Origin of the sequence: Neptuniibacter marinus, assembly GCF_965223595.1 — a bacterium.
Classification (GTDB): Bacteria; Pseudomonadota; Gammaproteobacteria; order Pseudomonadales; family Balneatricaceae; genus Neptuniibacter; species Neptuniibacter marinus.
In genome coordinates this window covers 3,103,177-3,118,111 of the sequence record NZ_OZ245004.1, presented here as the reverse complement: position 1 = coordinate 3,118,111, position 14,935 = coordinate 3,103,177, and the positions used below count along the sequence as shown (strand labels likewise).

At 43.7% G+C, this 14,935-nt stretch carries 13 protein-coding genes and 2 rRNA genes; 14 read left to right on the top strand and 1 reads right to left on the bottom strand.

Annotated elements, in window-relative coordinates; all coding sequences use genetic code 11:
- Positions 1–109 precede the first annotated feature (109 nt).
- The 4 genes from ACOQOE_RS14660 (at position 110) to ACOQOE_RS14645 (ending at position 4,190) form a co-directional block, all read left to right on the top strand.
- Positions 110–2,997 (top strand): 23S ribosomal RNA (locus ACOQOE_RS14660).
- 151 nt (positions 2,998–3,148) lie between these two features.
- Positions 3,149–3,264: ribosomal RNA gene (gene rrf / locus ACOQOE_RS14655) — 5S ribosomal RNA — on the top strand.
- 235 nt (positions 3,265–3,499) lie between these two features.
- Positions 3,500–3,754, top strand: coding sequence for a succinate dehydrogenase assembly factor 2 (locus ACOQOE_RS14650; RefSeq protein ID WP_067869042.1), 255 nt, complete (start codon positions 3,500–3,502; stop codon positions 3,752–3,754).
- A gap of 238 nt (positions 3,755–3,992) precedes the next feature.
- A complete protein-coding gene (locus ACOQOE_RS14645; protein WP_156473721.1) occupies positions 3,993–4,190 on the top strand; it encodes a hypothetical protein in 198 nt (65 codons plus the stop codon).
- A gap of 29 nt (positions 4,191–4,219) precedes the next feature.
- On the opposite strand, the gene nadB is transcribed toward ACOQOE_RS14645, so the two are convergent.
- Complete coding sequence (nadB, locus tag ACOQOE_RS14640; RefSeq protein ID WP_420554344.1) at positions 4,220–5,815, bottom strand: L-aspartate oxidase; 1,596 nt, start codon at positions 5,813–5,815, stop codon at positions 4,220–4,222.
- Between the two features lie 281 nt (positions 5,816–6,096).
- Here nadB and rpoE point away from each other — a divergent pair, with 281 nt between their 5' ends.
- The 10 genes from rpoE (at position 6,097) to recO (ending at position 14,928) form a co-directional block, all read left to right on the top strand.
- Positions 6,097–6,678 carry an RNA polymerase sigma factor RpoE gene (gene rpoE, locus ACOQOE_RS14635; RefSeq protein WP_067869033.1) on the top strand — a complete coding sequence of 194 codons (582 nt, stop codon included), beginning with the start codon at positions 6,097–6,099 and terminating at the stop codon, positions 6,676–6,678.
- 33 nt (positions 6,679–6,711) lie between these two features.
- The gene (locus ACOQOE_RS14630; RefSeq protein WP_067869031.1) at positions 6,712–7,542 is read left to right on the top strand and encodes a MucB/RseB C-terminal domain-containing protein; all 831 of its coding nucleotides are present in this window, start codon (positions 6,712–6,714) and stop codon (positions 7,540–7,542) included.
- A complete protein-coding gene (locus ACOQOE_RS14625; RefSeq protein ID WP_420554343.1) occupies positions 7,539–7,973 on the top strand; it encodes a SoxR reducing system RseC family protein in 435 nt (144 codons plus the stop codon). Before ACOQOE_RS14630 ends, ACOQOE_RS14625 begins: the two co-directional genes overlap by 4 nt.
- Before the next feature lie 32 nt (positions 7,974–8,005).
- Positions 8,006–9,406, top strand: coding sequence for a DegQ family serine endoprotease (locus ACOQOE_RS14620; protein ID WP_420554342.1), 1,401 nt, complete (start codon positions 8,006–8,008; stop codon positions 9,404–9,406).
- 169 nt (positions 9,407–9,575) lie between these two features.
- A complete protein-coding gene (lepA, locus tag ACOQOE_RS14615) occupies positions 9,576–11,375 on the top strand; it encodes a translation elongation factor 4 (RefSeq protein WP_067869021.1) in 1,800 nt (599 codons plus the stop codon).
- Positions 11,376–11,393: 18 nt separating this feature from the next.
- Positions 11,394–12,206: a signal peptidase I gene (gene lepB / locus ACOQOE_RS14610; protein WP_067869018.1), complete on the top strand. Its 813-nt coding sequence runs from the start codon at positions 11,394–11,396 to the stop codon at positions 12,204–12,206.
- 16 nt (positions 12,207–12,222) lie between these two features.
- On the top strand, positions 12,223–12,600 hold the full coding sequence (locus tag ACOQOE_RS14605) for a DUF4845 domain-containing protein (RefSeq protein WP_067869015.1): 378 nt from the start codon (positions 12,223–12,225) through the stop codon (positions 12,598–12,600).
- Positions 12,597–13,277, top strand: a complete 681-nt coding sequence (gene rnc / locus ACOQOE_RS14600; RefSeq protein WP_067869012.1) for a ribonuclease III — start codon at positions 12,597–12,599, stop codon at positions 13,275–13,277. The genes ACOQOE_RS14605 and rnc overlap by 4 nt, the downstream gene beginning before the upstream one ends.
- A gap of 1 nt (position 13,278) precedes the next feature.
- Entirely contained in the window at positions 13,279–14,220 is a 942-nt protein-coding gene (gene era, locus ACOQOE_RS14595; RefSeq protein WP_082792451.1) for a GTPase Era, read from the top strand.
- 12 nt (positions 14,221–14,232) lie between these two features.
- Entirely contained in the window at positions 14,233–14,928 is a 696-nt protein-coding gene (gene recO, locus ACOQOE_RS14590; protein WP_067869010.1) for a DNA repair protein RecO, read from the top strand.
- Positions 14,929–14,935 lie beyond the last annotated feature (7 nt).

Sequence of the window (14,935 nt, the reverse complement as noted above, 5' to 3'; positions counted from 1 at the left end):
ATTCATTGATTTAGATTGACTTGTATTTTTCATACAAGCGCCAATTCGGCGAAATCTATCGTTACTGTACTAATCAGTTACTATGATTCCAGACGCCTTCGGGTTATATGGTCAAGTGACTAAGCGTGCACGGTGGATGCCTTGGCAGTCAGAGGCGATGAAGGACGTTGTAACCTGCGATAAGGTTCGGGGAGCTGGTAAACAAGCTTTGATCCGGACATTTCCGAATGGGGAAACCCACCTATTTATAGGTATCTTTTACGTGAATACATAGCGTATTAGAGGCGAACCCGGGGAACTGAAACATCTAAGTACCCGGAGGAAAAGAAATCAACCGAGATTCCCTAAGTAGCGGCGAGCGAACGGGGATTAGCCCTTAAGCAATAATGTAGTTAGAAGAAGGCGCTGGAAAGCGCCGCCATAGTGGGTGATAGCCCCGTATTCAAAAACTTATTTATTGTGAAATCGAGTAGGACGGGACACGTGATATCCTGTCTGAACATGGGGGGACCATCCTCCAAGGCTAAATACTCCTGACTGACCGATAGTGAACCAGTACCGTGAGGGAAAGGCGAAAAGAACCCCTGTGAGGGGAGTGAAATAGATCCTGAAACCGTGTACGTACAAGCAGTGGGAGCCGTTTTAGGACGGTGACTGCGTACCTTTTGTATAATGGGTCAGCGACTTACTTTTAGTGGCAAGGTTAAGCAATTGCGGAGCCGTAGGGAAACCGAGTCTTAATAGGGCGTCCAGTCGCTAGGAGTAGACCCGAAACCGAGTGATCTATCCATGGGCAGGTTGAAGATGCAGTAACATGCATTGGAGGACCGAACCGACTGTCGTTGAAAAGCCAGCGGATGACTTGTGGATAGGAGTGAAAGGCTAATCAAACTCGGAGATAGCTGGTTCTCCTCGAAAACTATTTAGGTAGTGCCTCGTGTCTAACCATGGGGGGTAGAGCACTGTTTCGGCTAGGGGGTCATCCCGACTTACCAACCCGATGCAAACTCCGAATACCCATGAGTTCAATCACGGGAGACACACGGCGGGTGCTAACGTCCGTCGTGGAAAGGGAAACAACCCAGACCGTCAGCTAAGGTCCCAAAGTTTATGCTAAGTGGGAAACGATGTGGGAAGGCTTAGACAGCTAGGAGGTTGGCTTAGAAGCAGCCACCCTTTAAAGAAAGCGTAATAGCTCACTAGTCGAGTCGGCCCGCGCGGAAGATATAACGGGGCTAAGCATAACACCGAAGCTACGGATGCACTTAGTGCATGGTAGAGGAGCGTTCTGTAAGTGGTTGAAGCGGAAGCCGTAAGGCACCGTGGACATATCAGAAGTGCGAATGCTGACATGAGTAACGATAAGGGAGGTGAAAACCCTCCCCGCCGGAAGACCAAGGGTTCCTGTCCAACGCTTTTCGTGGCAGGGTGAGTCGGCCCCTAAGGAGAGGCTGAAGAGCGTATCCGATGGGAAACAGGTTAATATTCCTGTACTGATTATAACTGCGATGGGGTGACGGAGTAGGCTAGGCTAGCGCGGCGTTGGTTGTCCGCGTTTAAGGTAGTAGGCTAAGGACTTAGGTAAATCCGGGTCCTTGTTAGGCTGAGAACCGATGACGAGTTCCTATATGGAACGAAGTAGTTGATGCCATGCTTCCAGGAAAAACCTCTAAGCTTCAGGTTATAACTAACCGTACCCCAAACCGACACAGGTGGTCAGGTAGAGAATACTAAGGCGTATGAGAAAACTCGGGTGAAGGAACTAGGCAAAATGGCACCGTAACTTCGGGAGAAGGTGCGCCGGTTTTAGTGATGGGACTTGCTCCCTAAGCTGAGGCCGGTCGAAGATACCAGGTGGCTGCGACTGTTTATTAAAAACATAGCACTCTGCAAACTCGAAAGAGGACGTATAGGGTGTGACGCCTGCCCGGTGCCGGAAGGTTAATTGATGGGGTTAGGATTCGTCCGAAGCTCTTGATCGAAGCCCCGGTAAACGGCGGCCGTAACTATAACGGTCCTAAGGTAGCGAAATTCCTTGTCGGGTAAGTTCCGACCTGCACGAATGGCGTAACGATGGCCACACTGTCTCCACCCGAGACTCAGTGAAATTGAAATAGCGGTTAAGATGCCGTTTACCCGCGGCTAGACGGAAAGACCCCGTGAACCTTTACTACAGCTTCACAGTGGACTTTGATATTACTTGTGTAGGATAGCTGGGAGGCTTTGAAACTTTATCGCCAGATAGAGTGGAGCCAATCTTGAAATACCAGCCTGGTAATATTGAGGTTCTAACCTAGGTCCCTAAGCGGGATCAGGGACATTGTGTGGTGGGTAGTTTGACTGGGGCGGTCTCCTCCCAAAGAGTAACGGAGGAGCACGAAGGTACCCTCAGCATGGTCGGAAATCATGCAATGAGCGCAAGAGTAGAAGGGTGCTTGACTGCGAGATAGACACATCGAGCAGGTACGAAAGTAGGTTCTAGTGATCCGGTGGTTCTGTATGGAAGGGCCATCGCTCAACGGATAAAAGGTACTCCGGGGATAACAGGCTGATACCGCCCAAGAGTTCACATCGACGGCGGTGTTTGGCACCTCGATGTCGGCTCATCACATCCTGGGGCTGAAGCCGGTCCCAAGGGTATGGCTGTTCGCCATTTAAAGTGGTACGCGAGCTGGGTTTAGAACGTCGTGAGACAGTTCGGTCCCTATCTGCCGTGGGCGTTTGAGATTTGAGAAGAGTTGCTCCTAGTACGAGAGGACCGGAGTGAACGAACCTCTGGTGTACCGGTTGTGATGCCAATTGCATTGCCGGGTAGCTACGTTCGGACGGGATAACCGCTGAAAGCATCTAAGCGGGAAGCCTCCTTCAAGATGAGATCTCACTGGGAACTTGATTCCCCTAAAGGGCCGTTGAAGACTACGACGTTGATAGGTTGGGTGTGGAAGCGCTGTGAGGCGTTGAGCTAACCAATACTAATTGCCCGTGAGGCTTGACCATATAACGCCTAAGGCGTTTGGCAAGTGATTGATTAAGTAGAGAATAAACACGATAGAGAGTAACGAATTAGCGTGTGTAGAAAGTACAAGGTTGAGACAACAGACTCCCTTCTAAATCAAAATGAATTTGAATCTTAATTGTGACAGTTTTGCTTGGCGACCATAGAGTTGTGGAACCACCTGAATCCATCCCGAACTCAGACGTGAAACGCAATATCGCCGATGGTAGTGTGGGGTTTCCTCATGTGAGAGTAGGTCATCGCCAAGCATTTATTTAGAGAAACCCCGGTTACTATGTAGCCGGGGTTTTTTGCGTCTGGGGCTTGGAGTGTAGGAAGTAAGAGGCTTAGATGCATAGAGTTCTAGTGTATATAAGGTAAGTACTTTTAATCTGAATAATGTTGTTGTATTCGACTTCTTTTTCTTTGTGCTTACCTTCATAATTAGAGTTATCGCTAGTCAGTATTTCTAGTATAAAATTATTGTCAGCTATAGTGGGTGTTATGTATACAGAAGAAGATATCCGTCGTTTAAGGTGGCAGAGTCGTAGGGGCATGCTGGAACTTGATGTGTTATTTGTTCCATTTGTAGAAGAAGCTTTTGCGGATCTTGAAAAGGATGATCAAGATCGCTTTGTGAAATTGCTGGCTTGTGAAGATCAGGATCTTTTTGTTTGGCTTATGGAGCGGGCGGTACCTGATGATTTAGATTTGCAACGGATTGTGAGGATTATATTAGAGCGTGTTCAACCTAAGTAATCTATATATAAGACAATCTCGCACTCTACTCTATCTTTGTAGTGGGGTGTATTTTATTGCGCTGTACTCTATTTTTGTTTCGCTTATCCCTACGTTTCATAAATCTCTCTTTTCTTTGTTTGTAATAATGAGTTTTGCTTATTTTATTTATAATAGGCTATGTAGAGACTCGTCTTCGATCGCCTCTATAGCCTGGTCAGCTGAAGGAGGTTGTATCCAGCTTTTCCAGAGAGATGGTGTGCGCTTGGATGTTGTGGAGCTAAAACAGGCGTCTGTTTTACCCATTGTTGTATGTTTACAATGTAAAGTTGAAGAACGTCTATTTCCTATTCCCGTTATAGTGTTCTGGGATGCTTGCACACCTCAAGAATTTCGTCGTCTAAGAGTGTTGGCTTTACACTGTTCGGTAAAGTCTAATGGCGAAGCTGTTCAATAACAGTGGCGTTGCTTCGCTTTATCTTTGATTTAGTTCCAAGAAAAGTTAATAGGGGTCAGGATGGTATCTATGGGCTCTGCGCCTAGTTCTGGGTAATCGAGAGTATAATGTAGCCCGCGGCTTTCGTGACGGAGCATAGCAGAGCGTATTATCAAATCTGCCACTACGGCTAAATTGCGTAATTCTAAAAGGTCATTGCTGATTTTGTAGTTACTGTAATATTCGCTGATCTCATGGTGTAAAAGGTCAATACGATGCTTTGCCCGTTGTAGGCGCTTTGTAGTACGCACAATACCCACGTAATCCCACATAAAACGTCGTATTTCATCCCAGTTGTGGGAGATAATCACATCCTCATCAGAATCAGTTACTTGGCTTTCATCCCATGCAGGGATTAATGATTTATCGAGAGGTGCTACCAAGGAGCTGTAAACTTCCTCTGATGCTGATTTTGCATAGACTAGGCACTCAAGTAATGAATTGCTGGCTAGCCGGTTCGCGCCATGTAAACCCGTGAATGAGGTTTCGCCTATAGCATAGAGGCCAGGGATGTCGGTTCGTCCTTTTTCGTCGGTAACAATGCCTCCACAGGTATAGTGGGCAGCGGGCACGACAGGGATAGGTTCTTTAGTGATATCAATACCTAGCTTTAAGCACCGTTTATAGATGGTCGGGAAGTGCCCGCGTATAAACGATTCGGGTTTGTGAGATATATCTAGAAATAAACAATCACAACCTAAGCGTTTCATTTCATGATCTATAGCGCGAGCGACAATGTCTCGAGGCGCTAATTCACCACGCTTATCAAATTTCTGCATGAACTGTTCGCCATCAGGTAGTAATAATTTTCCACCCTCACCGCGAACGGCTTCTGTAATTAAAAAGGATTTTGCCTGGGGGTGGTAAAGGCAGGTAGGGTGGAATTGATTAAATTCCATATTTCCCACCCGACAGCCCGCACGCCAAGCCATGGCAATACCATCCCCAGTTGCGCCATCTGAATTGCTTGTATAAAGGTAGGCTTTAGAAGCACCTCCCGTTGCTAAAACCACATGGGGTGCTTGAAATACTTCTACGTGGCCTGTTTTTCCATTCAATATATAAGCTCCGACGCAACGGTTGTGTGCCAGACCGAGCTTGCGGCGGGTAATAAGGTCAACTGCGATGTGATCTTCAAAGAGGTCTATATTCGGCGATGCTTTTGCACGATCTATCAGTGTGCTTTGTAGTGCTTTGCCTGTTGCATCGGCAGAATGAATAATTCTTCGATGGGAGTGGCCACCCTCTTTTGTTAGATGGTAATCATCACTCTCTTGTGTGAAGGCAACGCCTTGTTGAATTAACCAGTCAATACTCTCTTTGCCATGGGATACCGTAAATTCAACGGCGGAAGGGCGGCTTAATTGTCCTCCTGCTGTCATCGTATCTTCTATATGAGCTTGTGTGCTGTCGGTTGTATCTAAGACTGCGGCAATACCACCTTGAGCTAACCAAGTTGATCCACTTTTTAGTTTTCGCTTGCTAAGAACCGCCACGCGCGCGTTTTCAGCGAGGTGTAACGCCATACTTAGGCCTGCGGCTCCGCTACCAATAATTAAAGCGTCGTAGTGGTGGTGTTGTGTCATTTGGTTGCTCTTTATATGAAAGTAGAAATTGCTGTCGGGCTATTTTACTGACAGAAATTCTGTAGAGGGTAGTGTTTTATGGTAATTGTTAGAACTTTTAATGCGCAATTTAGCATTTTTTTACGTGTTGAGGGAACTTCATCTTATTTCTAAGCTCATAGTAGTTGTCCCGACACTCTTGATGAGAGTTGAATATAGTAGAAGCAAAAGAGATACTTTGGCTGCTTTAGCCTCTATGCTTATAGTAATGAGTCTCATGGAAAGAATCTAAGGAATATCGAGTGTCAAATGAGAGCCAAACAGTAGTTGATCAAAAACTTGTCGAACGCGTTAAAGCAGGTGACAAAACAGCGTTTGATCTTTTGGTTAAAAAGTACCAACACAAGATTATTGCGTTAATTGGTCGTTATGTATATGACTTCCATGAAGCTCAAGATGTAGCCCAAGAAACATTTATTAAGGCATATCGAGCACTTCCAAATTTTCGCGGTGATAGTGCGTTTTATACGTGGTTGTACCGTATAGCCATTAATACGGCTAAAAACCATCTGGTTTCACGCGGTCGTAAACCTATAGACGTTGATGTTGACGATGCACAGTTTTTTGAGGGTGATCATCAATTGAAAGACATAGCGACGCCTGAAAATGAACTTTATAAAGATGAGTTGGACTTAGTGATTAAGCGTACGTTGAATCGATTACCAGAAGATTTAAGAATGGCGCTTACCCTGAGAGAGTTTGAGGGTATGAGTTATGATGAGATTGCGCGCGTTATGGATTGTCCCGTTGGGACGGTAAGGTCTAGGATTTTCAGGGCGCGGGAAACATTAGATAAAGAAATTATGCCTTTAATGGCAAGTTGATTGCAGAAATGATGAAATTTGAGGTACACAATTATGACTGATCGATCTATTGAGTCTGTTTCTGCACTTATGGATGGTGAAGTAACTGATTTTGAACTCCGCCGTACATTAGCGCGGATTGAGAGCGAACCTGAGCTTGCAGAAACTTGGCAGCGTTACCATTTAATTCGGTCTGCTATACGTAGCGAAGATGGTAATGGAATCGCTGTAGATATAAGTTCCAGTGTTATGTCTGCTTTGGAATCTGAGCCTGAGTTTCATTTGGAAGATGGATCTACTGATTCAGAAAAAGCGGTGAGTAAATCTCATTTTCTTTGGAAACCAGTAGCAAGTATGGCCGCTGCGGCATCAGTAACGGCGATGGTTATTCTTGGGGCGCAGAACCTTTCTCAGCCTGTAGAGTCGACTATTGCAGATAACCGTCCGAGCTATTCTCTTCCAGCGGGTACGCTTTCTAATGATATTGTTCGAGCGCAGTTTGGCAACCGTTCTAATATCGAAGTTGAGAGTCAGCAGCCTGAAATTATCCGCTTACCTCAAGGTATAGATCGTTATATTGAACAGCATGAGCATATGCTGAAAAAACAAAAACCGAATTGGCAGGCTTCATGGCTTCCAGACGGTTTTAGTGGGTTACGTAGTGATGTAATGCCTCACGCGGAAGTGCAAATTTTTAGTAACGGACGTAATACGTTTAGTGTTTGTGTTGAAAACTATGGACATCAATCAGTTTCAGAAGGGGTTGCCCAGTCTGGAAATATGGTTGCAGTAGGTAAAAGAATTGGCGATCAATTTGTTACCGTTGTTGGTGATGTCCCTTTGATGATCGCTGAAAGAATTGCGTCTTCAGTAGTGAAAAAATGATTCAAGAAAACGGGAAAGTCGTTGATGTTAACTCGCAAGGTGTATGGGTTGAGACAGTCAAGCAAAGTGCGTGTGCGAGTTGTGCAGCTAAAAATGGTTGCGGTCAGAAGTTGTTAGCATCAGTAGGTCAGGGTAAGCGTTTTATTTTCCGCGTGAATAACCCAGATAACTTATCTGTTATTACCGATGATGATGTGCTGATCGGAATTGAAGAGGGTGCCTTTCTTAAGGCTACTGTCTTTATGTACCTTATACCGCTTATTGGTCTTTTTGCGGGAGCGGTTATTTCTGATGCCTTAGGATTTTCCGAAGGCTGGATGATTTTAATATCTTTTTCCTCTTTGTTAGTAGGCTTCTTGCTTGTTCGTTTTGGAAGCTATTCTCTATTCCGTTCGTATAAGTACCAGCCTACGTTAATGAAAGTAATTTAATTTTATTTCTGATAGTTATAGGTGATTTTGATATGAAATATTTATCTAAATTCATTTTTGCTTTTTTTATTGTGTTCGCACATTCGGTCTCAGCTGCCAACCTTCCTGACTTTAAATCTCTTGTGAAAGAAGCTTCTCCCGCGGTTGTAAATATTAGTACAATCCAGAAAGCTGATAGTTCTAAAGGCTACTCTTTAGTTGGCCCTAATGGAGAAGAGATTCCCGAAATTTTTAAGCATTTTTTTAGAATGCCGGAGTTTGAGCAAGGAGAGAGGCCAAAGCACCAAGCCCCTCAATCTTTAGGTTCCGGTTTTATTATCTCTGAAGATGGTTATTTGCTTACCAATCATCATGTTGTCGCTGATGCAGATAAAGTCATCGTTCGACTTGCTGATCGGCGTGAGTTAGAAGCTGAAGTGATTGGCTCGGATAAACGCTCTGATGTGGCATTGCTTAAAATCGATGCTCATAACCTGCCAACCGTTGAATTAGGTAAATCTAAAGATCTTGAAGTAGGTGAGTGGGTACTGGCTATAGGATCTCCTTTCGGATTTGATCATAGTGTTACGGCCGGTATTGTTAGTGCGAAAGAACGTGCCTTGGCGAACGAGACATACGTTCCTTTTATTCAGACTGATGTAGCGATTAACCCGGGTAATTCCGGTGGGCCTTTGTTTAATCTTGATGGTGAGGTTGTCGGTATTAATTCGCAGATATACACGCGCTCTGGTGGCTTCATGGGGTTGTCATTTGCTATTCCCATTGATGTGGCTATGAATGTTGCCGATCAGTTGAAAGCCAATGGTTATGTTACGCGTGGATGGTTGGGCGTTATTATTCAAGAAGTAAATAGGGACTTAGCGGAATCTTTTGGATTAGATAAACCCGCAGGCGCATTGGTTGCGAAGGTTTTGCCTGATAGTCCCGCCGATGAAGCTGGTTTGCAAGCGGGTGATGTGATTTTAAGTTTTGAAGGATTAGATGTAACGCTGTCGTCTGATCTCCCTCATTATGTAGGGCAAGTTAAACCAGGTGTTAGAGCCAAAGTAGAAGTAATGCGCGCTGGAAGAAAGCAAACAATCAATGTGAAGATTGGTGTTTTACCGAATCAAAACCAGCTAGCAAGTGCAGGGCAGGATAAATATAACGCAGATACATTAAATCGCCTGAATGTTGATGTAGTAGAATTAGATGAGCAGAGACGAGAAAAATGGCAAGTGAGTGCTGGCGTTGTTGTGCGTCGCGTTATGCCGGGGGCTGGCTCTAATTCTGGTTTAATGGTTGGTGATGTGATTACTATGTTAAACGGCGAGCAGGTTGGTTCTGTTGCCGACTTTAATCGGATTGCAAGCTCTCTTCCTGTCAATCGTTCCTTACCTATGCGGATTGTGCGTAGAGGTAGTCCAATGTTTATTCCTTTAAGAGTAGAGTGAAAAGGTTAAAAATAAAGGGGTGTTTTAACCCCTTTATTTTATTTTTTTGTAGGTGAAAAAAATCATAAAAAATATTGAAAAAGATGCACTCTATTTTTCGTGGCTCATATAGAGCAAATACTGTAAACTTGCGCCTTTCCAGCGAGTTAATAGTAATGGTAGCCATCAAGTGAGCAGCCTAGAACATATCCGAAATTTTTCAATTATTGCCCATATTGACCATGGTAAGTCGACTTTAGCTGACCGCTTTATCCAGATGTGCGGTGGCCTTAGTGAACGTGAAATGGAGGCGCAAGTGCTCGATTCAATGGATATCGAGCGTGAGCGTGGTATTACCATTAAGGCTCAGAGTGTGACTTTGGATTACACTGCTAAAGATGGGCAAACATATCAGCTTAACTTTATCGATACGCCTGGGCATGTTGACTTTTCATACGAAGTGTCACGTTCCCTTGCGGCTTGTGAAGGGGCTTTGTTAGTTGTTGATGCTGCACAAGGTGTTGAAGCCCAATCTGTCGCTAACTGTTATACGGCGATAGAACAAGGGTTAGAAGTTGTGCCTGTTCTGAATAAAATCGATCTGCCTCAAGCGGAGCCTGAAAGGGTTCGTATGGAGATTGAAGAAGTTATTGGTATTGATGCGACAGAAGCCGTGACCTGCTCAGCAAAAAGTGGCTTAGGGGTGCTTGATGTACTAGAGCATCTCGTGCGAGATGTCCCTTCACCGCAAGGTGATGTAGATGCACCACTTCAAGCCTTAATTATAGATTCATGGTTTGATAATTATTTAGGCGTTGTTTCCTTAGTACGTGTTAAACAGGGAACATTAAGTAAGAAAGATAAGATCTTAGTTAAATCTACAGGGCAGAGTTATCAAGCTGAATCTGTAGGTATTTTTACGCCAAAACGGAAAGAAACTGGCGTGCTTAAGGCTGGGGAAGTAGGTTTTGTTGTCGCCGGTGTTAAAGATATTCATGGGGCTCCTGTGGGTGATACATTAACCCATCAGAAAACACCTGAAGTTGATATGCTACCTGGTTTCCAGAAGGTTCAACCTCAGGTCTACTCCGGCTTGTTTCCAACAAGCTCTGATGACTATCAAGATTTTCGTGAAGCACTTGATAAGCTTACATTGAATGATGCTTCGTTGTTCTTTGAGCCTGAAACATCAGATGCCCTTGGTTTTGGTTTCCGTTGTGGTTTTCTTGGTATGCTCCATATGGAGATTATTCAAGAGCGCTTAGAGCGGGAGTATAATCTTGATCTAATTACCACCGCACCTACGGTAATTTATGAGCTTGAAATGAATAACGGTGATGTTGTTAAAATCGACAGCCCGTCCAAGCTACCAGATCCAGGGTCTATCAATGAAATGCGCGAGCCTATAGTGGAAGCGAATATCCTTGTGCCGCAAGATTATCTAGGGCAAGTGATAGGTCTTTGTGTTGAAAAGCGCGGCGTTCAAAAAGAGATGAACTATGTAGGTAATCAGGTTCAGATCTCTTATGAACTGCCCATGGCTGAAGTGGTTTTAGACTTCTTTGACCGCTTAAAGTCGGTTAGCCGTGGATATGCATCGCTTGAATATAACTTTGTCCGTTTTGAGCCGGCCCAGCTGGTTCGTATGGATATCCTGATTAATGGCGATAAGGTGGATGCATTAGCTCTTATTTTGCATCGAGATAATGCTCAGTATAAAGGCCGCCAGCTTTGTGAAAAAATGAAGGAAGTTATTCCGCGCCAGATGTTTGATGTTGCTATTCAGGCGGCATTGGGTGGTAAAATTATCGCACGAACAACGGTAAAAGCATTACGTAAAAACGTGTTAGCGAAATGTTACGGTGGTGATGTGAGTCGTAAGAAAAAATTGCTAGCGAAACAGAAAGCAGGTAAAAAACGCATGAAGCAGGTAGGTAATGTAGAGATACCTCAGGATGCTTTCTTAGCCGTACTAAAAGTAGATAGTTAATTTTTAAGGGCAGTATAGATGGATTTTGATTTTGCACTAATACTTGTAGCACTGACGTTTATATCAGGGCTTGTGTGGTTTTACGATAAAGTATCACTTAAGCCTAAACGTGAAGCTAAACTGAGTGCAGCAGCTAATCAAGTGGATGGTGAGCTTTCAGAATCGGTTAAAGCTGAAATTGAGCGTGAGTCAGGTTGGGTGGACACAGGTAGATCGATGTTCCCTGTGTTACTTATTGTGTTGGTGCTGCGTTCTTTTCTGGTTGAGCCTTTTCAAATTCCATCAGGCTCAATGTTGCCAACCTTAAAAATAGGTGATTTTATCTTAGTTAATAAATTTCATTATGGGTTACGTTTACCTGTATTGAATACTAAGATTGTGGAGATCAATGAGCCTGAGCGTGGTGATGTGATTGTATTTAAATACCCGGAGAATCCGTCGATTAATTATATTAAGCGAGTGGTTGGTTTGCCGGGTGATGTTATCCGTTATCAGGATAAAATGATCTTTATTAATGGGGAAGCGCAACCTCAAAAACTATTGGCTCAGCTGCCGCCGAATCGTCCGGTACAGCAGCTCTTAGAAGAAAACCTAAGCGGTGTTAAGCATCAGATTAATAAAGACTTGGCGCGACCGTCTCAAAATATGCAATGGACAGTACCTGACAACCATTATTTTATGATGGGTGACAACCGTGATAATAGTAACGATAGTCGTTACTGGGGTTTTGTATCTGAGGACTTACTAGTTGGTAAGGCATTTGCTGTATGGATGCATTGGCCGACTTTCTTGAGCTGGCCAAAATTTGGCGATGTTCGTGTGATTGAGTAATGGAATGGAGAATGGAATGAAACCTACTCGTAAGCAACAAACCGGCGCATCATTTTTCTCAATTTTGATTGTCTTATTAGTCGCAGGCTTTTTCTTTTCTGTCGCATTTAAGCTGTATCCAGCTTATCTGGAGTATAATACGATCGATTCAGTATTGACTCAGGTAAGTACTGATAGGGATGAATTGACAAAAAGTATGAGTAGTTTGAAGTTAGATATTGGTAAAAAGTTTCGTATCAATCAAGTGAAGTTACCCCATAAAGATTCCTTGATCATTACTAAAAAAGAGGGCGTGATTCGTTTTGTCCTCGATTATGAAATACGTGTTCCAATGTTTTATAACGTTGACGCAATGGTTAAATTTGAAAAGCAATATGAAGCAATAGCACCTTGATAAAACCAGCATCTGAATTATCCCGTCGTATAGGCCATAGCTTTGCCGATGAGTCATTGTTTGAATTAGCATTGACTCATCGAAGCTGCGGCAAAAAGAATAATGAGCGTTTAGAGTTTCTAGGCGATTCCATACTCAATTTTGTTATAGCTGATGATCTTTTTAAACGCTTTCCTAAGGCCAAAGAGGGCGAATTAAGCCGTCTGCGTGCTCGTATGGTCAAAGGCGTTACCTTATCTGAAGTTGCGCGCGAGTTAAATTTAGGCGACTACCTTCGTTTGGGTAGTGGTGAGCTTAAAAGTGGTGGTTATCGCCGCGACTCAATTTTAGCGGATGCCGTTGAAGCGATTATTGGTGCTATTTACCTTGATACAGATATGGAAACTGCACGTGGTTTTGTCTTGTCTTGGTTTAAAGAACGGTTAAACAAACTTGATCTGAACGAGTCTATGAAAGACTCAAAAACGCAATTACAGGAGTTTCTGCAATCGCGTCGTTTATCATTACCCGAATACGAATTAATTAACGTGGAAGGTGAGGCCCATGCACAAACATTTTATATTCAATGTAGTGTTGATGGCCTAAAGCAAGCTGCTAAAGGTGTAGGTAGTAGCCGTCGTCAGGCGGAACAAGAAGCAGCTAAAAATGCACTCATTCTCTTGCAGGTGGAAAAGTAAAATGGCTGAAGATTTAATGCACCTGTTAGATGAGCGATCTGATAACCCTGATCAGCGTTGTGGCTTTGTAGCGATTGTAGGTCGCCCTAATGTAGGGAAATCAACGCTCATGAACCATATACTGGGTCAGAAGTTGAGTATCACTTCCCGTAAACCACAAACTACACGTCATCAAATTATGGGGATTAAGACAGAGGGCGATCTACAGATTGTCTATGTTGATACGCCAGGTTTACATAAAGATGAAGGTAAAAAAGCGCTTAACCGCTATATGAATAAAGCGGCTTCGGATGCTTTGCGTGATGTGGATCTTGTGGTCTTTATTGTTGATCGTACGGCTTGGACTGAAGAAGATCAGCTTGTTTTAGATAAAGTGAAACATGTTCGCTGTCCGGTTATTTTAGCAGTTAATAAAATTGATCAATTAAAAGATAAAGCTTCCTTGCTCCCTCAAATGCAGTCTCATGCCGGACGTATGGATTTTGCAGAGATGGTGCCTTTATCGGCAAAAGATGGTCATAATGTTGAGCAGTTAGAAGAATTGATTGCTAAACATATGCCAAAAGGGATGCACCACTTTCCTGAAGACCAAGTAACAGATAAAAGCTCACGCTTTATGGTGTCAGAGATGGTCCGGGAGAAGTTGATGCGTAACTTAGGTGATGAGATTCCCTATGGTACAACCGTTGAGATAGAAGAGTTTAAGTATGCTCAAAACGGTGTTCTCCACGTAAGTGCATTAATTCTTGTTGAGCGAGATGGTCAAAAACGTATAGTGATTGGCGATAAAGGTTCACGAATTAAAACCGTTGGTCGTGATTCGCGCTTAGATATGGAACGCATGTTTGACTGTAAAGTTATGCTTAATCTTTGGGTAAAAGTTCGCCGAGGTTGGGCTGATGATGAACGAGCCTTGCGTAGTTTAGGTTACGATAATAGCTAATTTGCATACAGTATGAGTCAAACAGATCAGCAGGCGGCTTATGTGCTTCATGGCCGCCCTTATCGAGATACCAGTCTCATTGTTGACTTTTTTACTTTGGAATATGGGAAAATTCCCGCTGTTGTTCAAGGCGCGCGTCGCCCTAAATCTAAATTTCGGGCTAGCGTTCAGCCTTTTGTACCTATACAAATAGGCTGGCGAGGACGGAATGAGTTAAAAACCATTACCCAGGCAGAGCCCGTCGCCGCGATGATGTTTCTTAACGGTGATGCTTTATTATGTGGTTTGTATGTTAACGAACTGCTCTCGCGAACACTCCAGCCTTTTGATCCTCACCCCCAGCTTTATGTCTATTATCAGTATGTACTTAATGAGCTTGTATCGGGTAAAGATATAGAAGGTGCTTTGCGTACTTTTGAGCATCGCTTGTTAGATGAGTTAGGTTACCTTCCAGAGTTAGGCAATCAACAGGATGAGCAGATCTACCTATTGGATCCTGAACATGGATTTTCCATTTTAAGTAGTCGTGATATAAGTGACAAACGTAAGCCTTTCTGTTTTTATGGCTGGCAGTTAAACGCAATTTTAGATGATAATTATGAAAATCCCCAAGTGCGACGAGCATCGAAACGCCTTATGCGCGCGCTCATAGATCGAGTACTTGGTTATAAACCTTTACGCAGTCGTGAACTGTTTCAAAAAATGTAAGGAGCAC